Below are 19,097 nucleotides of genomic sequence, written 5' to 3'. Positions count from 1 at the left end.
CATGCACTCCGCCATACCCGCAGACTGGAATGATGCCAACCGCGCGCTCTGGGACGAGCGTGTCCCCCTGCATGCCGCCGGTTCGTTCTACGACCTCGACGGCTTCCGCGCCGGCGCCGACGCCCTGCGCGATTTCGAACTGGCGGAGGTGGGGGACGTCACAGGCAGGTCGCTGCTGCATCTGCAGTGCCACATGGGCCTGGACACCCTGTCCTGGGCCCGGCACGGCGCCGCCCGCGTGGTCGGCCTCGACTTCTCCGAGCCCGCGGTGGACGTGGCCCGCTCGCTCGCCGCCGACCTCGGCCTCGGCCAGGACCGGGCGGCCTTCGTCGCGGCCGACGTGTACGACGCGGTGGAAGCGGTGCCGGACCCGGCGTACGACATCGTCTACACCGGCGGGGGCGCCCTGTGCTGGCTGCCCGACGTCCGCCGCTGGGCCGAGACAGCGGCCTCGCTGGTCGCGCCGGGCGGGTTCCTCTACCTCGCCGAGTTCCACCCCGTCACCGACATCCTCGACGACGAGACGGGCTCCCGGGTCGTGCGCGACTACTTCGACCGCGACGCCCAGGTGTACGACATCCCCGGCACGTACGGGTCCGACAGCACCGACACGGTCCACAACCGCAGCGTCGAGTGGCAGCACCCGGTCGGCGAGGTCGTGACCGCGCTCGCGGCGGCCGGGCTGCGCATCGAGTTCCTGCACGAGCACGACGTCTCGCTGTTCCACCGGTTCGAGTCCTTCGAGGCGCGGAACGGCTACTACCGCTTCCCGGCGGGCCGGCCGCGGATTCCGCTGATGTACTCGCTCAAAGCCACCCGCGACTGACGTTGCCACGCCCACCTCACTCAGCCGCACCGACCCCGCGGCCGGGCCCTGCGCAGGAGCCCCGTACCGTTGAAGGCGTGTACCGGTTTCTGCTGACGCCCCGTTGGTGGGGAATCAACGTCTTCGTGCTGCTCGCCATCCCCTTCTGCGTGTTCATGGGGTCGTGGCAGCTGAGCCGGTTCGAGGCGCGGGTGGCGGACCATCGCAGCGCCGGTGAGCAGGCCGCGGAGAACAAGCGGGAGGCGGCCCGTCCGCTCACCGAGCTGCTGCCCGTGGACAAGGCGACCGTGGGCAAGCAGGTCACCGCGAGCGGACGGTACGGCAAGCAGCTGCTCGTCCCCGACCGGGAGCTGGACGGCAAGCAGGGGTACTACGTGCTGACGCTGCTGCACACCGACGAGGGCAAGGCCCTGCCGGTCGTGCGCGGCTGGCGGCCCGGCGACGCGGACCGGGCCGAGGCCCCCGCCGCGCCCACCGGCGAGGTCACGGTCACGGGCTCGCTCCAGGCGTCCGAGCAGCCCGGCGAGAACGGCGTGTCCGCGCAGGGTGGCCTGCCGTCCGGGCAGACGGGGGCGATCAGCGCGGCGTCGCTGGTGAACCTGGTGCCGTACGACGTCTACGACGCCTGGGTCACCCTGGACAAGGCCGACTCCGGTATGAAGCCCGTGCCGGTGACCGCCGCCAACGACACCGGCCTCGATCTGAAGGCGTTCCAGAACCTCGGCTACACCGGCGAGTGGTTCGTCTTCGCGGGCTTCGTGGTCTTCATGTGGTTCCGCCTGCTCCGCCGCGAGGTGGAGTCCGTACGGGACGCGGAACTGGGGCTGGTGCCGGACGGCGAGGCCGACGGGCCCGGCGGTCCCGAGGAGGGCCGGGCCGAGGAGTCGAGCGAGGGCCCGACGGCGCAGGAGAAGGCGAAGGCCTAGGGGCAAGCCCCGGTCCCCGCCTCCGCGGGCGCCGCGCGCGAGCTACGCCCCGGCCAGCACGCCCGTCCAGTACACGATCCCCGCGCACGCGTTGGACACCGTCACCGTGGCCGCCGGCGCTCCCGCCTCCGGCGTGTTGGTGATGGTGACGCTCCCGTCGGCCGTGGTGTCCTCCGTCATCAGCTGGGTGGAGGTGCCGGTGTCGCCGCCGGTGGAGGTGCCCTCGGTCGTGCCGGTGTTGTCCTCGGTCGGGGTGGGGGTGGGTGAGGCGTCGTTGCCGCCCGGGCCGCCGGTGGTGGGGTCACTCGTCGTGGGGCAGGTCTCCGAGGCCACCCAGGCGAACTTCACCTGGTAGGAGCCGCCCGGCTTGAGGACGAGGGACGTGAGCTCCTGGGCCGGATCGGGCAGACCGGCCGCCGCGTCGCCGGCGACATGCCGGGCGTCGGTGATCTTCGAGCCGTCCGCCGCTCCCCCCGCGGCCAGGCTCACCGTGCCCGGACTGCTCACCGTGCAGTCGGCGGTGGAGACGTTGCTGAAGGTGAAGGTGCCGTACACCGTGCCGGACGGGTCGGGGGCGTCCGTGGTCCCGCCGGACGTGCCGAGCTGGTCCGCGGTACACGCGGCTATACCGGCCGGGCTGGTCGCCAACGGGTCGGTGGGGCTCCCGGATCCGGCACCCGCACCGGTGCCGGTGCCCTTGTCCTCGTCCTTCTCGCTCCCCTTGCCCTTGTCCTCGCTCTTGCCCGAGGAGCCGCCTGAGGTGCTCGCGCCGCCCTCCGTCTCCTTGCCCTCGCCGACCGCGCCCTGCGCGTCCTGGCCGTGCCCGGCCACGGACGGGTTGACGTCGGAGCCGGTGGAGTTGGAGACGTGCACCAGGGCCGGGACGGCGGTGCCGACGAAGAGTGCCGCGGCCGCCATGCCGACGAGGGCCTGCCGCTTGCGTGCCCGCCGCGCGGGCACCGCCCGCCGCAGATGGTCCAGCGTGCCGTCGCGCGGCTCGATCTCCTCGACCACGTCGTGCAGCATGCGGCGCAGTGCCAGCTCGTCCGAGTCGAGCCCCTCGGGGCCCTGGTCGTCGGGGCCGTGGTTCACAGTTCCGTTCCCAGCGTGCGATTGCTTCGGCGGTTGCCTGTCCGGCCGCCCGGTCGGCTCCCGCCACTCATAGGGCTCATGGGGGACGTGCAGATGACGCCTCCCGTCATGGTCCTCGCTCATGCCGGCGCCTCCATGGCCACCCGCAGCGCCGCGATGCCGCGCGAGCCGTACGCCTTTACCGAGCCCAGTGAGATGCCGAGCGTCTCGGCGACCTGTGCCTCGGTCATGTCCGCGAAGTAACGCAGGACCAGCACCTCGCGCTGTCGGCGCTGCAGGCCCTTCATCGCCTTGATGAGGGAGTCGCGCTCGAGCTGGTCGTACGCCCCCTCCTCCGCGCTCGCCATGTCGGGCATCGGCTTGGACAGCAGCTTCAGGCCCAGTATCCGGCGGCGCAGGGCGGAGCGGGACAGGTTGACGACGGTCTGGCGCAGATAGGCCAGTGTCTTCTCCGGGTCACGCACGCGCTTGCGCGCGGAGTGCACTCGGATGAACGCCTCCTGGACGACGTCCTCGCAGGAGGCGGTGTCGTCGAGGAGAAGGGCGGCGAGACCCAGCAGCGAGCGGTAGTGCGCCCGGTAGGTCTCGGTGAGGTGGTCGACGGTCGTACCGGCCGCCGCGGTGTTCTCGGCGTGTTCGGAACCGTCGCGCTGACTGGGAATGCGGGCGGGCCGCGCTGCGGGCATGGGCGCGATCACCGGCATGCCGCCGGGCGCACCGGGCATGCGGGATCGGACGGGCCGGCGGGGCGGCCGTAGGGCCGTACCGCGGGTCGCCGCACTGAAGTCGAGTACCTCTGCCACGCCTGTTGGACACGCGTCCCCCCGAGAGGGTTGTACGTGCCGGACGTCACTTTTGCGTCAGTCCCGGCAGCCGACCCTCTTGCTCCAGGCAGCACAGCTGACCGTGCGTCAAACGCCCACATGCCTACCCGCTCTTCCCTTATGTCCAAAATGAGCGGACGTCCCCACGTCCGGCTCATGGCGTCCCCACGCCAGAAAAACGCGTCCTCACGCCCCATAAGGGCGACCGCAAAGACGCTCCCCGCCCTGCAAGCGGTTGCAGAGCGGGGAGGAAAATCTTCGACTGCCGCCGGGGCCCGGTTCAAGTGGTCCGGACCATCGATCGGCTCACACTTTTCGCATAGATCCTACAAACGATTCCATTGGCGCCCAGGAGTTTTCCGGCGCCACGGGAGGCCTCACGAAAACTCCGCCGCCACGAGCTCGGCGATCTGCGCGGTGTTGAGGGCCGCGCCCTTGCGCAAGTTGTCGCCGCAGACGAAGAGTTCGAGCGCGGTCGGATCGTCGAGCGCGCGCCGCACCCGGCCGACCCAGGTCGGATCCGTGCCCACCACATCGGCGGGCGTCGGGAACTCCCCGGCCTCCGGGTCGTCGTAGAGCACGACCCCCGGTGCCGTGGCCAGGATCTCGCGCGCCTTGGCGACCGTGACCTCGCCCTCGAAGCGGGCGTGCAGGGTCAGTGAGTGCCCGGTCAGCACCGGCACCCGCACGCAGGTCACCGCGACCGGCAGCTTCGGCAGCCCGAGGATCTTGCGGGACTCGTCCCGCACCTTCATCTCCTCCGACGACCAGCCGTCCTCGCGCAGCGACCCGGCCCAGGGCACGACGTTCAGCGCGACCGGCTCCGGGAACGGCCCGGTGTTCTCGCCGATGGCCCGCCGTACGTCACCGGGGCTGTTCCCCAGGTCCGTACCGGCGACCAGGGACAGCTGCTGCCTGAGCGTCTCCACACCGGCGCGCCCGGCCCCGCTCACCGCCTGGTACGAGGACACCACCAGGGAGCGCAGCCCGAACTCCGCGTGCAGCGCGCCCAGCGCCACGATCATGGAGAGGGTGGTGCAGTTGGGGTTGGCGACGATCCCGCGCGGCCGCATCCGCACGGCATGCGGGTTGACCTCGGGAACGACCAGGGGCACATCCGGGTCCATCCGGAAGGCGCCCGAATTGTCCACCACCACCGTGCCCTTGGCGGCGGCGACCGGCGCCCAGCGGGCGGCCACCTCGTCCGGTACGTCGAACATCGCGACGTCGACCCCGTCGAAGGCCTCCTCGGTGAGCGCCACCACCTCGACCTCCTCACCGCGCACGGCCAGCTTGCGGCCGGCCGAGCGCGGTGAGGCGACGAGACGGATCTCTCCCCAGACGTCGGCGCGCTGGGAGAGGATCTGGAGCATGACCGTGCCGACGGCTCCGGTCGCTCCCACGACCGCGAGCGTCGGGCGGCGGGACTCCATCCCCGCCATCAGCGTCCGGTGCCTCCGTACACGACGGCCTCGTCGCTGTCGGAGTCGAGGCCGAAGGCGCTGTGCACGGCGCGTACGGCCTCGTTGACGTCGTCGGCGCGGGTGACGACCGAGATACGGATCTCGGAGGTCGAGATCAGCTCGATGTTCACGCCGGCGTCGGACAGCGCGGTGAAGAAGTCGGCGGTGACGCCGGGGTTCGTCTTCATGCCCGCGCCGACCAGGGAGATCTTGCCGATCTGGTCGTCGTAGCGCAGGGAGTCGAAGCCGATGCCGGCCTTGTTCTTCTCCAGGGCGTCGATGGCCTTGCGGCCCTCGGACTTCGGCAGCGTGAAGGAGATGTCCGTCAGGCCCGTGGAGGCCGCGGACACGTTCTGCACGATCATGTCGATGTTGATCTCGGCGTTGGAGATCGTCCGGAAGATCGCGGCCGCCTCGCCCGGCTTGTCCGGCACGCCGACGACCGTGACCTTGGCCTCGGAGGTGTCGTGCGCGACACCGGAGATGATGGCCTGCTCCACCTGCTTGTCCCCTTGATCGATCGGCTCGCTGCTGACCCACGTGCCCTGCAGTCCGCTGAAGCTGGACCGGACGTGGATCGGGATGTTGTACCGGCGGGCGTACTCCACACAGCGGTGGAGCAGCACCTTCGAGCCGGACGCGGCCAGCTCCAGCATGTCCTCGAAGGAGATCCAGTCGATCTTCTTCGCCTTCTTCACCACGCGCGGGTCGGCGGTGAACACGCCGTCGACGTCGGTGTAGATCTCGCACACCTCGGCGTCGAGGGCGGCGGCCAGCGCCACGGCGGTCGTGTCCGAGCCGCCGCGCCCCAGGGTGGTGATGTCCTTCGAGTCCTGGCTGACGCCCTGGAACCCGGCCACGATGGCGATGTTGCCCTCATCCACCGAGGTGCGGATCCGGCCCGGCGTGACATCGATGATCCGGGCTTTGTTGTGGACCGAGTCGGTGATGACACCTGCCTGGCTGCCGGTGAACGACTGGGCGCTGTGGCCCAGGTTTTTGATCGCCATGGCCAGCAGTGCCATGGAGATCCGCTCTCCGGCGGTCAGCAGCATGTCGAGCTCGCGCCCGGCAGGCATCGGGGATACCTGCTCGGCGAGATCGATCAGCTCGTCCGTCGTGTCGCCCATCGCGGAAACCACGGCGACCACCTGGTGGCCGTTCTTCTTGGCTTCCACGATCCGCTTGGCGACGCGCTTGATGCCCTCGGCATCGGCTACGGAGGAGCCTCCGTACTTCTGCACGACAAGGCCCACGTGCGCTCCTCGCTCAGTCCGTGTGTGTCGGCTCAGTTTACCGAGCGTCCGAAAACGACCTTGGGGTTCCCAGATGGTGAGATTCCGGCGCTCCGGGAGGGTGTCTGCCCCGTCGGATGTAGGGCAACCGGGTTAGTGGTGCAGGTCACTCGGGGCGGCGCGGATGCTCACCCGCTCGAAGAGCCCGGGAAACCACCCGGCGCGATCTTGGCCATTGACGCTCTCCGTAGTCGCCCGCTAACTTCGCGTCGTCGTCGCCACACCAGGAGCACAAGGCTCCATCGGGACTCGCGACGCGAAGGAATCTCTTCCTTTGACGACTGTGACCGATCCAGAGATCCAGCACGTCACCCGAGCCGATACGGATTCCCCGGCCGGCCTCTTCAAGATCCAGCCCTTCACCGCGCACTGCGAGGTCATCCGCGTCGCCGGCGACCACGCCGTCATCGGCGTCTCCCCGGGCAACAGCTACTTCTCCGCCCGCCGTGTCCACGACCTCGCCCGCTGGGGCCTCGCCCTCTTCGAGCGCGTGGACTTCGTCTACACGGACCTGTACGTGGCCGAGATGTACGCGGCGTCCGGCTATCCGCCCGACGACGCGCGCCGCAAGGCGGTGAAGAACCTGCGCGGCGTGCGCGCCAAGGTCCTCGGCGCCGTCGAGGCCGTCGACCCCGGCGGCACGCGCCTGGCCGCCCACGCCATGTCCGACTTCCGCGGCAACACGGCGTACCGCGAGATCCACGACCATCTCCAGTCCCGCCTGGCCACCGACGACGAGTTCCGCACGACCTGCGAGAAGCTCGTCGACACCTTCCTGGCCGACAAGGCCGAGCGGGTGACCGAGGCGCAGCGCGAGGTCTGCCTGGCCTACGTCTGCGCCGAGGCGCCCCTCTTCCTGGACACGCCCGCCATCCTCGGCGTCCCCTCCTCCCTCAACTGCTACCACCAGCTCCTGCCGATGGCCGAGCTCCTCTACTCCCGGGGCGCGGGCCTGCGCGCCTCGCGCAACCAGGGGCACGCCATCGTGACGCCGGCAGACAGGACCACCGATGCTCACTGAAGCCACTGAAGCGCCCATCGACTTCCCCTTCTCCTGGCGCGGCGACCAGATCCCCGCCGAGGTGGAGGAGTTGCGCGCCGCCAGCCCGGTGCGTCGCGTGCGCACCATCGCCGGTGACGAGGCCTGGCTCGTGTCGTCGTACGACCTGTGCAAGCAGGTCCTCGAAGACCCGCGCTTCAGCCTGAAGGACACCTCGGCCCCGGGCGTGCCCCGCCAGTACGCGCTGACGATCCCGCCCGAGGTCGTCAACAACATGGGGAACATCACCGGCGCGGGACTGCGCAAAGCCGTACTGAAGGCGCTGAACCCGAAGAGTCCCGGCCTCGCGGAGTGGATGCGCTCCTGCGCCGCCGGACTCGTCGACGGGCTGATCCGCGAGGGCGCCCCGGCGGACCTGCGCGGCGGCTTCGCCGACCCGTACTCGGCGGGCATGCACTGCCGCATCCTCGGTATCCCGCAGGCGGACGCGCCCGGACTGATGCGGTCTTTGGACATCGCGTTCATGAACTCGGCCTGCCCCATCGCCGGGGCGCGGTTGAACTGGGACCGGGACATCGCGTACATGACGGAGCGGCTCGACGACCCGGCCACCACAGGTCTGATGGCCGAGCTGGCCGCCCTGCGCGCCGATCCCGACTACGGCCATCTCACCGACGAGATGCTCGCGACGGTCGGCGTGACGATGTTCGGCGCCGGAGTCATCTCCACCGCCGGTTTCCTGACCATGGCGCTGGTGTCGCTGATCCAGCACCCCGAGCTGCACACCCGCCTCCTCGCCGACCGCACCCTGGTCCCGGCCGCCGTCGACGAGCTGCTGCGCATCAACCTGTCCATCGGCGACGGACTGCCGAGGCTGGCGACCGAGGACGTACTCCTCGGAGATGTGCAGGTCAGAGCGGGTGAGCTGATCCTCGTCCTGGTCGAGGGCGCGAACTTCGACGCGGCCGCCTTCCCCGACCCGTACACCGTCGACCTCACCCGCGAGAACCGCACCGCCCACCTCTCCTTCGGCGGCGGCCGCCACTACTGCCCGGCGACCGCCCTCGGCCGCAAGCACGCGGAGATCGCCCTGGAGACCCTGCTGGAGCGGATGCCCGGGCTGCGGCTCGCGGTGCCGATCGAGCAGTTGGTGTGGCGGACCGGGTTCATGAAACGGATCCCGGAGCGGCTGCCGGTCATGTGGTAGCAGCCTCATAGCGGCTGTTTTACCCGCTTATCGCCTGCTCACGGGCTCGGCGGCCGACCGTCTTTAAAGTTCAACCACTATGGTTCGCCTGTGCGCGTACTGCTGGTGGAAGACGACGAGCCGGTCGCCGAGTCGCTCCGGCGAGGACTCCTGCGTTACGGCTTCGAGGTGGCATGGGTCAGCACGGGTGCCGGGGCGCTGAGCCACGACGACCCGTACGACGTCGTACTCCTCGATCTCGGCCTGCCCGACACCGACGGACTCGACGTCTGCAAGGCGCTGCGCGAGCGCGGTGACGTGCCGATCATCGTGATCAGCGCGCGCAGCGACGAGACGGACCGGGTGGTCGGGCTGGAGCTCGGCGCGGACGACTATGTGTCCAAGCCGTTCGGGGTGCGCGAGGTCATCGCGCGGATACGAGCGGTCATGCGCCGGATGCAGCCCCGTACGGCCGCTGCCGCCGAAGCCGGCCCCGACCGCTACGGCGAGCGCCTCACCATCGACCGCAAGGCGGCCCGCGTCCGCCTGAACGGCGAGGAGGTGGCCCTCGCGCCCAAGGAGTACGACCTGCTGGCCTTCCTCACCGAGGAGCCCGGGGCGCTCATGTCGCGCGAGCAGATCATGGAAGCGGTCTGGGACGCGAACTGGTTCGGCCCGACGAAGACGCTGGACGTCCATGTGGCGGCGCTGCGGCGCAAGCTCGCCGGGGCGATCACGATCGAGGCGGTGCGGGGGGTCGGGTTCCGGCTGGAGGTCGTCAAGGGGGACCAGGGCGGCACGGGCGACAGCGGTGGCGGCGCGTCATGATCCGCCAGCTCACGCGTAGTTACGTCGCGCTCGTCGCCGGCGCCATCGCCCTGTTCACCGTGCCCGTGGCCTTCACCCTCACGGACCAGCTGCGGGACGACACCGCGGCGTCCGTCCGGCGTGAGGCCGACACCATGGCCCTGCTGCTCGGCAACGGGAACCCCCCGTCCTGCACAGCGCTGGACAGGATGGCCGAGGCCTACGCCGGCCAGACACCCGGCAAGGTCGAGGTGACCGAGCGCTGCGCAACAGTCCTGCCGAGCCCGAAGCAGGACGCGGCCCTGACCAAGGCCCTGGAGACGGGCGAGTCCACGACCGACTGGGGCTCGTCCTTCATCTGGGGGCCGGAGCTGAAGATCACGGTGGCTGCCCGCGAGAGTAAAACGGAGTTCGACGGCCGCAACAGTGGCCCGGTCGTCGGCGCCGTACGCATCGTGTACAAAACCGACGATCTGACGAGTCGGCTGTGGACGATCTGGGGCTTCCGCGCGGGCCTCGCGGTGGCCGTCCTCGCCGTGGCCGCCGTGGTCGGCGCCGGGGTGGCCCGTCGGCTCACCCGCCCGCTGCGCCAGCTCAACGACACGGCGAGCAAGTTCAGCGACGGTGACCTGACGGCCCGCTCCCCCGTGACGGGCCCGAAGGAGACACAGACCCTCGCCCGCACCCTCAACCAGGCAGGCGAGCGCCTGGACACCCTGATCGCCGCGCAGCGCATCTTCGTGGCCGACGCCTCGCATCAACTCCGTACCCCTCTCACCGCGTTGCGGCTGTCGCTGGACAACATCGCGGACGGCGTGGACGACGACTTCGTCAGGGAGGACGTGGAGCAGGCGACGGCCGAGGTCGTCCGGATGAGCCGGCTGGTGAACGGCCTGCTGGTGCTGGCCCGGGCGGAGGCGAAGGTGTCGGCGGCGGAGCCGCTGGCGCTGGCGGACATCGTCCGGGAGAGGCTGTCGGTGTGGAGGCCGGCCGCCGACGAGCGCGGAGTCACCATCACGCTCAGGGGGAGTGCCGACGGCCGGCTGCTTGTGCTGACCAGCCCCGGTCAGCTGGAGCAGGTCCTGGACAACGTGCTCTCGAACGCCCTGGAGGTGTCACCGGACGGTGGCACGATCACGGTCCGGGTGGAGCCGAGGGGGGACGAGGTGGTCCTGTCGGTGGACGACGAAGGACCCGGCATGTCGGACGCGGAGAAGTCCCGCGCCTTCGACCGCTTCTGGCGCGGCCAGGGCCTGACCGGGAAGGCCGGCTCGGGCCTCGGCCTCGCCGTCGTCAAGCAGCTGGTGACCGACGACGGCGGGACGGTGGCCCTGGGCGACGCTCCCGGGGGCGGGCTGTCCGTGCGGATCAGCCTTCGGGCATCAACGAGGAGTGGTGGTTGACGATCTTCCACTCGCCGTCCCGCTTCTCCCACTCGTAGGTGTAGCGGGCCTTGGCGACGCTCTTCTTGCCGGTGTCGTGGTCGGTGAGCGCGAACTCGTAGAGACCCGCGTCCAGCACCGAGTTCGAGTCGAGGACGTTGATGTGCGTCTCGATCTTCTTGCCGACCGGCTTGTTCGCCAGGAAGTGCTCGAAGTAGTCGACACGGCTCTCGCGGTCGGCACGGACCTGGTTGGAGAGGGTGGGCAGCAGGACCGCGTCGTCCCAGTAGAGGTCGGCGACCTTCTCCGGGTCCTGCGTCTGCAGCGCCGCGTTCCACTCGTCGAACAGGGCGGCCACCTGCTTCTTGGTGGGCTGTTTCGCCGCCTTCTCCGGCCCGGCGACAGCGCCGCCTGCGGCGAAGGTGCCGACGGCGACGAGGGCGGCAGCGGTGACGACGGCTACGCGCTTGCTTATGGAACGACGGGTCATCGCGAACTCCCAGTGCTGTGCGGTCGGGTGGGTCTCCCTCCGCTTTCTGTGTTCTCTGCGGTGGAGGTGACTCCAGATTCGCGTGGCACCGGTTAGGGGCCGTGCAGTGGACGTACAGCCCCGGGACAAGGCGCTTCCAATTCACTTTTCGTATCGGCGTGATCACGCAACAGGGCAACGTCTCGGCCATTGATCACGCGCCGTCTCCGGGGGAGGATGCCGACCCGTGACAGGCGGATGGACCGGCGACGTGCTGCTGGCGGGGATCGTACTGCTCGGCTCCTGCGTGCAGTGGCTCACCGGCATGGGCTTCGCCCTGGTCGCCGTACCCGCGCTCGTGCTGCTGCTCGGACCGGCCGAGGGCGTCGCGCTCGCCAACTGCGCCGCCGGAGCGATCTGTCTGGTGGGGATGGCGGGCGGTTGGCGACGCGTACGCCCGGCCGCGATGGTCCCGCTGTGCGTGGCGGCGGCGTGCACGGTGCCCGCGGGGACCTGGGTGACGCGTCAACTCCCCGAGCCCTGGATGCTGTTGGCCATGGGCTGCCTGGTCACGATGGCCGCGCTGCTGGTCATGCGGGGCGTTCGGGTACCGGCCCTGCGCGGCACGCGGGGAGCGATCGCGGCCGGGGCGGCGGGCGGTTTCATGAACTCGGCGGCGGGGGTGGGCGGCCCGCCGGTGTCCCTGTACGCGGTCAACGCCGGGTGGACGGTACGGGAGTTCGTGCCGAACGCGATGTTCTACGGCGTCGTCGTGAACGCCTTCTCGGTGGTGTCGAACGGGGTGCCGGAACTGGGCGGAGCACGGTGGGCCGGCGTGGCCGCCGCGATGACCGGCGGAGGACTGATCGGCAGGGGGCTCGCCTCCCGAACACCTGAGAAGCGAGCGCGGCTGCTTGTCCTGTCGCTGGCCCTGGCGGGCGGGGTCATGGCCGTGGGGAAGGGCTTGTGGGCGCTGTGATCAGTTCTGTCCCGGGGCACGGATGTCGCCCAGGTCGTCGGTGAGTTGCCGCAGGAGGGGTGCGGGGAGTGGGGCTCCGGGTCCATCCCCCGCCGCCCCCGCTCACGCGTCTCCCGTCGAAACCGAACCGATGCCGCCGCCCGCGGCGACCGCACGCGTACCGCTCCCGGTCACGGCGGACGTGGGCGACGGCACCGGTCCGAGGAAGGCGTAGAGCGTCACCGCGAGCCCGATCAGCCCCGCCGCTCCCCCGGCCACGCTCGCCCAGAGGTCCGCGGCATCGACGTCCAGCACGCCGCCGACAGCCAACCCCAGGGCACCCGCCACGCAGAGCCCGACTCCCGTCCACACCAACGCCCTTGACCGGCCCGCCATACGCCCGTCATGGAGAAGTCCGGTGACCGGGGCCCGGAAACCGGGTCACCGACGCCGTATGCGTGCGGCCCGGGGCCCCGGGATACGGGTTCCGAGCGCACGCGCGTATGCGCGCATGGTCTCCAGGTCATGGACCTCGCCCCCCTCCAACTGCGATATCCACGTCGGGAAGAGGGCCGCGGCGTCGGCCGCCTGCCCCCGCGTGAGGCCCTGTTCCTCACGGACCTCCCGCAACCGGCGCCCCCACTCATACGCCTGCGGGGCGGACAGGGCGCCCCGGAAACCGCGCATCACACCCGCCCCCCGAACAGCGCCACCAGACCGTGATCCAGCTCGGCCCCCACGGTCTCCTCGCCGGGGACGATCACGGTGTAAGTGCGGGCCAGGAAGCGGTACAGGTCAGAGGCGGCGAACCGGAGCAGGGCCGTGCCCACCGATGAGTGGAACTCCACGTACGTGTGGGACGCCCCGCACGGGCGGACCCGGACGGCGCCGAGACCGGCGGGGCCCCGCAGGCCCTCCCCGAGCAGGACCCGGGCGAATGTCCAGGTCACACCCTCGCCGTCGAGGGTGACATGGGGCGGGAAGTCGATGTGCACGGCCAGGGGGTCGGCGGAGGTGTAGCGCAGGGTGGCCGGTGTCGCGATCTCCTGACCGGAGTCGGTGATCAGACAGGCGCCGGTCGGCTGCTCCAGGGTGACGTACATGGGCGGGCTCCGATTCTGGGGCGGGGGCAGACCGGCCGGGTGAACGGACCCGACCGGTGTGCCTGTGAGACCGTCCGAGGGGCCCGAGCATTACGCCACTTCAAACGCCGATTTCTGTAACCCGCGTCACACCGGGTCCGCTCCCTCAGTCCACCAGTTCCTTGAGGGGCTCGGTGTCCAGGGTGATGTTCACCGGGTCCGGGAGCTTGACGGTGGCACCGAACGGCCTGTTCACCTGCTGGCGATAACGACCGCCCTGGGGGTCAGTGAACACGGTGACCGAGCAGTCGTCACGGTCGATGAGGAGGTAGACAGGAATGTCGGCGGCCGCATAGCCGTCGGGCTTCTCGACTCGATCACGTCGGCCCGCATCGGAGTCGTACGAAGTCACCTCTACAGCCATCAACGCGCTGTCTGTCACCGACCACTCGCCATGGCCCTTGAAGCTTCCGACCGGCACCAGTACGCCGTCCGGCTTGGCCCGCCCCTTACGGTATCGCTCCGTCTGCAAACCCCGTTCCGCGTGTAGCCACAATTCGGGACGGTGCTGCATGCACAGTCTCTGCAGCCAGGCAACGATCTCGCTGTGGTTGCCATCGGGCACGGGCTTGACCACGACCTTTCCATTGACGAACTCCAGGCTCACCGTCTCCGGTGCATGGCGTTCCAGTTCCTCGAACTCCTCGACGGACATCTGCGGCCGGTCTTCGATCCTGGGGGTCATGTCGTCGCCTCCTCGACACCATGGTGCCCCGACCGGCGTCTCCTGCACGCTCACCGCAGACCCGCCGCCCGCCGAAGAGCGTCGACGCGCTCCGTGACGTCGATGCCCTCGTCCGCGCCGGGCAGCCCGCCACCTTCGCGAGGATCGGGCAGGAAGGTGTCCGGGACGTGCCCGTACACCGGCCCCTCCGCCTCGATCTCCGCTAGGCACTCCCGGCACAGCCCGCCCACGATCTCCGTCGTCCGCTCGTCCGCGTCGCAGAGCCCGCAGGCCATGATCACGCGGGTCACCCGGGCACGACGGGCGGACTTCTGCCGGACCTTCGCCTTCTTCGGGGGCATCTTGCTCTCCAATCGGTTGCGGGCGAGTCCGCCCGGGTTGGTGACGGCGGACGGCAGCCCGCCGGTCAGGGCCTGGGTGATGTCGTGGGGTGTCGCGCCACGGGCCAGCCACTCGTCGGCGAGGGGTTCGAGGGAACGGCAGTCCTGGTCGGACAGCGGCATACGGGCGTCGGTGGCACGCAGTTCGGCGAGCGTCTGGTAGGCGGCGCTGGGCTGCTCAGCGGGCTGCCCGTCCGGCTCGGGCTCCGCAATCGGCTCCTCGGCCTGCTCCTGCTCGGCGCGAGCCAGGCCCGGCATGTAGTGCTCGGTGACGTCCTTGCCGTGGCGCTCCCGCGCGAAGTCCGCCCACCATTCCTCCGACCTGCGCGTACGCGACCAGTACGTCCGCGTGACCCACCGCATCGAGTTGTCCTCGGCGGTGATGTGCTCCTTGATCCAGCGCAGATGGCCGGCGAGCGTGATGCAGCCCAGCGAAGTGCGCACGGCCTGCTGGCCATAGCGGGGGTGCACGGCCGCGATCGCCTTGTAGCCCATCACGTGGCCGTCTTCGAGATGGTCGACGAAGACGGCGATCTCACGGTCGCGGGGGCTCAGGTGTGCGAAGTCCGGGTCGGCGTGCGGGTCTTCGTCACCCGCAGAGCGTTTGCCATAGCCCGTTTTGGCTAGGGGGTGGTGCGGGGACGGCAGGGCAGGGCTAAGGTGGGAGTAAGCCACGATCGACTCGCATTCGATCCGTAGGTCCAGGCCCCGGAGCCGGTGTTGGTAGCACCGACCGGGGCCGATCTATTTGCCGCGAACCTAAAGTGACTTTACGTTCCGATGCAAGCCGATCACGGAACGTCACCCATTCGGAGTACGCCGCCTCAACTCACGCACAGGTTTGTTTTAGTTGGGTTGCACTTCAACCAACCCAAAACCCAGAAACCCCATGGGAAGGGCTCGAAGTACGAGGCTCAAGCCTCGGGCTGAACTGCGGAAATGAACGCTGCCCAGGCGGGGGCGGCGAGTTGGAGTTCGGGGCTCGCGGGGACCTTGGAGTCGCGGACGTGGATCATGGAGGCGAGAGCCACTTCGACGCAGGCGCCGCCCTCGTTGTCGCTGTAGCTCGACTTGAACCACTTCAGCTGGTCACTCACGGCTGTCCACCATCCGCTCGATGAAACGGGCCGACTCCTCGGGTCCCCGAGAGCCAGCCTGCGGATCATGCTAAGCCGCTCCGTGACACGGCTGACAACCCCCGGAACGACCGAAAAGCTCGCTGGCGAACGGCCCTTCCGAGAAGGCGAATCGCTCGTAGTCACGGGTCTCCAGCAGCACCATGGAGCCCAGGAGCGCGTCGCTGATGGCCCGTTCAAACGGGAGCACCTGCAACACGACGTTCCGCAACCGCCCCACCTCCAGCAAGTGACGCAACTGCTCGGCGTCCACCTGCGGGGCGCGCAGTACGGCCTCGTAGAGGACGAAGCTCAGCCCCACCGGCGGTTTCCGTTCGGTGAGGATGGACTGCCGCTCCATGCGGCCCTCGACGCGCTCCGCCACCGTCTCCTCGTCCAGGGGCGGGATGCGGCTGTCGATGAGGGAGCGGGCGTACCCCCTTCGTCTGCAACAGCCCCGGCACGAGCAAGACGTCGTACCACCAGATGCTGGTCGCCTCGTTCTCCCGCTCCACGAAGTCCTGCGCCCGCGGCGAGTACCGCTCCCGGTCCAGGAATTCCTTGGCCGCGCTCAACATGCCCTCGGCACCGCACAGTTCGTCCGCAACGTCGAGCACGCGCGGCGTCGGCCTCCGTACCCCGCGCTCCATGGACGTGATGGTCTCCGGGGAGTAGTTCGCGGCGGAGGCGAGCTGCTCCCGACTGACGTCAGCCTTGGTGCGCCAGCGTTTCATCTGGTCGCCGCTGTAACGCCAGGCGACTGGCCGCTGGGAGTTGTTCTGACCCGTCACCGCGCCCACCTCCGGTCGATACGCCACAGCGAGTACCACCTCAGTCGCTACCGAGCGTATCCCTACCGACATCCCAACGTGACCGGTTCGGCGGCCTTCAACGCTTCCCTCGCAGCGCCCGGACCAGTTCGGCCGCGGCTACCAGAATGCGCGGCCTGTCCTTCGAGTCGGTCTCGTCGAGGGCGAGTCGGGCGATCAGCACGGCGGCGGAGGCGACGATGAGCAGGGACAGAACGCAGCACAGGGCGACAGCAAGGACCGGATCCATTGGGGCTCCTTCGGGACGTCGGACGATGACGTCGACGACAGTGCCCGGGGCGGCATGGCCGCCGCCCCGTCCTGTCTCCGCGATCGGCAGTGGTTCCGCAGGTCAGAGCAGTAACTTGGGTCTTTACGAGTCGGCCGAGTCGGCCCGACTCGGGGCACAGGACCGAGGTCGCAGGGGTGCGGGAGCCATGGCGGAGAAGTACTGGGCAGCACTGAGCACGCTGCTGGAGCAGGCCGGACGTCCTGAAGCGGCCGCCGTCCGCGCGGAGATGAGAAGGGACCTGCCACGCGGCGAAGAGCCCCCGGCCGACAGCACCATCTCGGAATGGCTGGGTGGGACGATTCCCCGCCAGAACAAAGCCCTGGACCCGTTCCTGTCCGCGCTGTACGGCATCGCGCGCAGACGCTCACAGTCGGTTCGACGACGTCCGAACCAGGAGTGGCACGACATGGCGACGCAGGGCCGAAAAGCCCGACGCAGCGGAGGCAACGGACCGGACGCCGGCCTCGCTGCCTCCAGGCCGCCCCGCACTGCCCACCCCCGCCTGGACTGGCGAAGGGAGGTCGCGAAATCCTTGGCGTGGCAGTGTCTCAACTCCGACGAAGAGGCGCTCAGCTCGTCCCTTCGGGAACAGGCGGAAGACATCGCCGACCGGCTGGCGGAGTTGTACGACGAAGTGCGGCACACCCTCGCCGACGACCCCTGGCACGACGTACGCCTGGCACGACGGATCTCCTCCAGTGCCAACAAGCTCATACATCTGCTCCGCAAGGACAAAGAGCACTTCCTCGCCCCCGCCGAGGCCGCGCTGATCGCGTTGCTGCCGTTCCTGTATCAGGTGCACCGGTCGCGCACGGCGGCTGAGCTGTCCCATGTCGACCCGACGGATCTCGGGCAGCGGACAGCACCGGACGAGGACCGTCGGATGTACGAGGTACTGGTACGGGGGCACCAACGGCTGATCAGACGAGCGGAGTTGGGCGGTCTGAAAGACCGCCGGGACGGGCGGCCGGAGATCGGATGGTGGCTGTTCCACCAGTGGGCGGACCAGCAACCGGGACGGCTAACGGAACTCCTGTCGGCCGTGGACACACCCGGCGCCGGACTCGGCGACCTCGATGTCGTACTCGATCCGGAGCTCCTGACCCGCCTGCTCACCTGTGCGCACGCAGGACCGGCGGAGCTCTTCGATCCCGCGCGTGCCGAGCACCTGCGCGAGGAGGCCTTCCCGCTCGACTTCCATGGCCATGACTTCCAGGACGTACGGGAGCGGCTGGTGGGGTCGTTGTTCGCCATCGCCCACGGCATGGCGGTCGAGGTCACGAGTCTGCCCTCGGTGGTCGTGCGGCATGTCGGGATCCCGGAAGCGCTCGTTCCCGCCACGCTCCTGACCACGGTCGACAAGGCGTCCTGGCGGTTCGGCCGAGGCAGCGTGGGACTCAAGGCCGACTGCGACCACCCGGCCGCCGTCGCAGCCCTGACCGAGCACAGCCGACGGGTCGAGTCACTTCTTCAGTCCGTACGGCACGTCAGCGCCCCCGAACTCGACGCCCTGCCGCTGTACACCCGTGCCGTCGACGTCCGCGAGGTCGATGACAAGGGAAGCCCCGTTCCGGTCGGCGGGGTCATCCGCTTCCGGCTCGACGAGGAGCGCGTCCAGGAACTCCTCATGGGCGAGAACCTCTACCGCGACCGCTCCCTCGCCATCCGTGAGCTCTACCAGAACGCCCTGGACGCCTGCCGCTACCGGCAGGCTCGCGCCCAGGCAGCCGACAGCTTCAGCTCGTACCTGGGCCGGATCGAGTTCACTCAGGGATTCGACAAGGAGGAAGGCCGGTACTACCTGGAATGCCGGGACAACGGCGTCGGCATGGACGAGCTGACGCTGTCCGAGGTCTTCTCCCAGGCCGGGGTGCGCTTCACGGATCTGCCTCGGTATCAGGAGGAACGGCAGGAATGGCAGGGCCGCGGCGTCACCATGCATCCGAACAGCCGGTTCGGCATCGGGGTGCTCAGTTACTTCATGCTCGCGGACGAAGTACGGGTGACGACCTGCCACATGGACCCCGTTGACGGCAGATTGCGCGAGATCACCGTGCTGATCACCGGCCCCGGGCACTACTTCCGGGTGCGGCCCAGCGGCCGGGCGGGGACCATCGGCACCACGGTGCGGCTGTATCTGCGGGAGGGAGAGAAGGCGCCTTCCTGTGTCAGGGAGTTGCGGCGATTCTTGGGGATCGCGGAGTTCAGGACGATCGCCGCACATGGGGCGCAGACTGTGGAATGGGAGGCGGGAGTGCTGCGCCCGCGAGAGCCCCGGGGCTGCATGCCAACGGTTTCGAAGCCCATGGCCGTCTGGTTTCCTGGAACGCTGGCCCCATGGGGAGGGACGGCCAGGTGGTCTGGTGCCGACACGGCGGTGGGGTACTGGTCGATGGGATTCATGCCGAGCCCCGCAGGCGACACGGCATCCTGAGCGGCCTGGGTG

The 19,097-nt window shown here is 69.6% G+C and carries 21 protein-coding genes and 1 pseudogene; 8 read left to right on the top strand and 14 right to left on the bottom strand.

Annotated elements, in window-relative coordinates; translation table 11 throughout:
• The first annotated feature begins 1 nt into the window (after position 1).
• Both ACIREI_RS20630 and ACIREI_RS20625 read left to right on the top strand, forming a co-directional pair.
• The gene (locus ACIREI_RS20630; protein ID WP_403334623.1) at positions 2-826 is read left to right on the top strand and encodes a class I SAM-dependent methyltransferase; all 825 of its coding nucleotides are present in this window, start codon (positions 2-4) and stop codon (positions 824-826) included.
• A 77-nt stretch (positions 827-903) separates the two neighbouring features.
• Positions 904-1,752: an SURF1 family protein gene (locus ACIREI_RS20625; RefSeq protein WP_403334621.1), complete on the top strand. Its 849-nt coding sequence runs from the start codon at positions 904-906 to the stop codon at positions 1,750-1,752.
• A gap of 42 nt (positions 1,753-1,794) precedes the next feature.
• Here ACIREI_RS20625 and ACIREI_RS20620 read toward each other — a convergent pair whose 3' ends face one another.
• From ACIREI_RS20620 to ACIREI_RS20605, 4 genes are all read right to left on the bottom strand, one after another.
• Positions 1,795-2,844 carry a hypothetical protein gene (locus ACIREI_RS20620; RefSeq protein WP_403334619.1) on the bottom strand — a complete coding sequence of 350 codons (1,050 nt, stop codon included), beginning with the start codon at positions 2,842-2,844 and terminating at the stop codon, positions 1,795-1,797.
• Positions 2,845-2,963: 119 nt separating this feature from the next.
• Entirely contained in the window at positions 2,964-3,647 is a 684-nt protein-coding gene (locus ACIREI_RS20615; RefSeq protein WP_301998541.1) for a SigE family RNA polymerase sigma factor, read from the bottom strand.
• 398 nt (positions 3,648-4,045) lie between these two features.
• Positions 4,046-5,110, bottom strand: a complete 1,065-nt coding sequence (locus ACIREI_RS20610; protein WP_403334617.1) for an aspartate-semialdehyde dehydrogenase — start codon at positions 5,108-5,110, stop codon at positions 4,046-4,048.
• A complete protein-coding gene (locus ACIREI_RS20605; RefSeq protein WP_403334615.1) occupies positions 5,110-6,387 on the bottom strand; it encodes an aspartate kinase in 1,278 nt (425 codons plus the stop codon). Before ACIREI_RS20605 ends, ACIREI_RS20610 begins: the two co-directional genes overlap by 1 nt.
• Positions 6,388-6,709: 322 nt before the next feature.
• Between ACIREI_RS20605 and ACIREI_RS20600 the strand changes: the two genes are divergently transcribed.
• From ACIREI_RS20600 to ACIREI_RS20585, 4 genes are all read left to right on the top strand, one after another.
• Positions 6,710-7,447 (top strand): tRNA-dependent cyclodipeptide synthase, encoded by a 738-nt coding sequence (locus ACIREI_RS20600; RefSeq protein ID WP_403335101.1) that lies wholly within the window; start codon positions 6,710-6,712, stop codon positions 7,445-7,447.
• The gene (locus ACIREI_RS20595; protein WP_403334613.1) at positions 7,437-8,633 is read left to right on the top strand and encodes a cytochrome P450; all 1,197 of its coding nucleotides are present in this window, start codon (positions 7,437-7,439) and stop codon (positions 8,631-8,633) included. Before ACIREI_RS20600 ends, ACIREI_RS20595 begins: the two co-directional genes overlap by 11 nt.
• A 90-nt stretch (positions 8,634-8,723) precedes the next feature.
• Positions 8,724-9,440 (top strand): response regulator transcription factor, encoded by a 717-nt coding sequence (locus ACIREI_RS20590; protein WP_403334611.1) that lies wholly within the window; start codon positions 8,724-8,726, stop codon positions 9,438-9,440.
• Positions 9,437-10,822, top strand: a complete 1,386-nt coding sequence (locus tag ACIREI_RS20585; protein ID WP_403334609.1) for a sensor histidine kinase — start codon at positions 9,437-9,439, stop codon at positions 10,820-10,822. Before ACIREI_RS20590 ends, ACIREI_RS20585 begins: the two co-directional genes overlap by 4 nt.
• On the opposite strand, the gene ACIREI_RS20580 is transcribed toward ACIREI_RS20585, so the two are convergent.
• A complete protein-coding gene (locus ACIREI_RS20580) occupies positions 10,788-11,291 on the bottom strand; it encodes an SgcJ/EcaC family oxidoreductase (protein WP_403334607.1) in 504 nt (167 codons plus the stop codon). The two genes, ACIREI_RS20585 and ACIREI_RS20580, sit on opposite strands and share 35 nt — an antisense overlap.
• 226 nt (positions 11,292-11,517) lie before the next feature.
• Between ACIREI_RS20580 and ACIREI_RS20575 the strand changes: the two genes are divergently transcribed.
• Positions 11,518-12,249, top strand: a complete 732-nt coding sequence (locus tag ACIREI_RS20575) for a TSUP family transporter (protein ID WP_403334605.1) — start codon at positions 11,518-11,520, stop codon at positions 12,247-12,249.
• Between the two features lie 102 nt (positions 12,250-12,351).
• Here the strand turns inward: ACIREI_RS20575 and ACIREI_RS20570 are convergent, their stop codons facing one another.
• From ACIREI_RS20570 to ACIREI_RS20530, 9 genes and pseudogenes are all read right to left on the bottom strand, one after another.
• Positions 12,352-12,576 (bottom strand): hypothetical protein, encoded by a 225-nt coding sequence (locus tag ACIREI_RS20570; RefSeq protein ID WP_403334603.1) that lies wholly within the window; start codon positions 12,574-12,576, stop codon positions 12,352-12,354.
• A gap of 93 nt (positions 12,577-12,669) precedes the next feature.
• Positions 12,670-12,915 (bottom strand): helix-turn-helix domain-containing protein, encoded by a 246-nt coding sequence (locus ACIREI_RS20565; protein WP_403334601.1) that lies wholly within the window; start codon positions 12,913-12,915, stop codon positions 12,670-12,672.
• A complete protein-coding gene (locus ACIREI_RS20560) occupies positions 12,915-13,331 on the bottom strand; it encodes an SsgA family sporulation/cell division regulator (RefSeq protein ID WP_403334599.1) in 417 nt (138 codons plus the stop codon). Before ACIREI_RS20560 ends, ACIREI_RS20565 begins: the two co-directional genes overlap by 1 nt.
• A 145-nt stretch (positions 13,332-13,476) precedes the next feature.
• A complete protein-coding gene (locus ACIREI_RS20555) occupies positions 13,477-14,055 on the bottom strand; it encodes a Uma2 family endonuclease (protein WP_403334597.1) in 579 nt (192 codons plus the stop codon).
• Between the two features lie 50 nt (positions 14,056-14,105).
• A complete protein-coding gene (locus tag ACIREI_RS20550) occupies positions 14,106-15,113 on the bottom strand; it encodes a hypothetical protein (protein WP_403335099.1) in 1,008 nt (335 codons plus the stop codon).
• A 236-nt stretch (positions 15,114-15,349) separates the two neighbouring features.
• Positions 15,350-15,532 (bottom strand): DUF397 domain-containing protein, encoded by a 183-nt coding sequence (locus ACIREI_RS20545; protein WP_403334596.1) that lies wholly within the window; start codon positions 15,530-15,532, stop codon positions 15,350-15,352.
• 70 nt (positions 15,533-15,602) lie between these two features.
• Positions 15,603-15,950, bottom strand: a complete 348-nt coding sequence (locus ACIREI_RS20540; protein WP_403335096.1) for a Scr1 family TA system antitoxin-like transcriptional regulator — start codon at positions 15,948-15,950, stop codon at positions 15,603-15,605.
• Positions 15,951-16,038: 88 nt separating this feature from the next.
• Positions 16,039-16,284 (bottom strand): annotated as a pseudogene (locus ACIREI_RS20535) (helix-turn-helix domain-containing protein); the annotation flags it as partial.
• Between the two features lie 154 nt (positions 16,285-16,438).
• Positions 16,439-16,609: a hypothetical protein gene (locus ACIREI_RS20530; RefSeq protein ID WP_403334594.1), complete on the bottom strand. Its 171-nt coding sequence runs from the start codon at positions 16,607-16,609 to the stop codon at positions 16,439-16,441.
• 187 nt (positions 16,610-16,796) lie between these two features.
• Between ACIREI_RS20530 and ACIREI_RS20525 the strand changes: the two genes are divergently transcribed.
• A complete protein-coding gene (locus ACIREI_RS20525) occupies positions 16,797-19,085 on the top strand; it encodes a hypothetical protein (RefSeq protein ID WP_403334592.1) in 2,289 nt (762 codons plus the stop codon).
• Positions 19,086-19,097 lie beyond the last annotated feature (12 nt).

This window comes from Streptomyces sp. NPDC093591, from assembly GCF_044764885.1.
In the GTDB taxonomy this organism is placed as follows: Bacteria; Actinomycetota; Actinomycetes; order Streptomycetales; family Streptomycetaceae; genus Streptomyces.
Note: the sequence above shows the minus strand (reverse complement) of the source record. Positions and strands in the feature narration are given on the sequence as shown.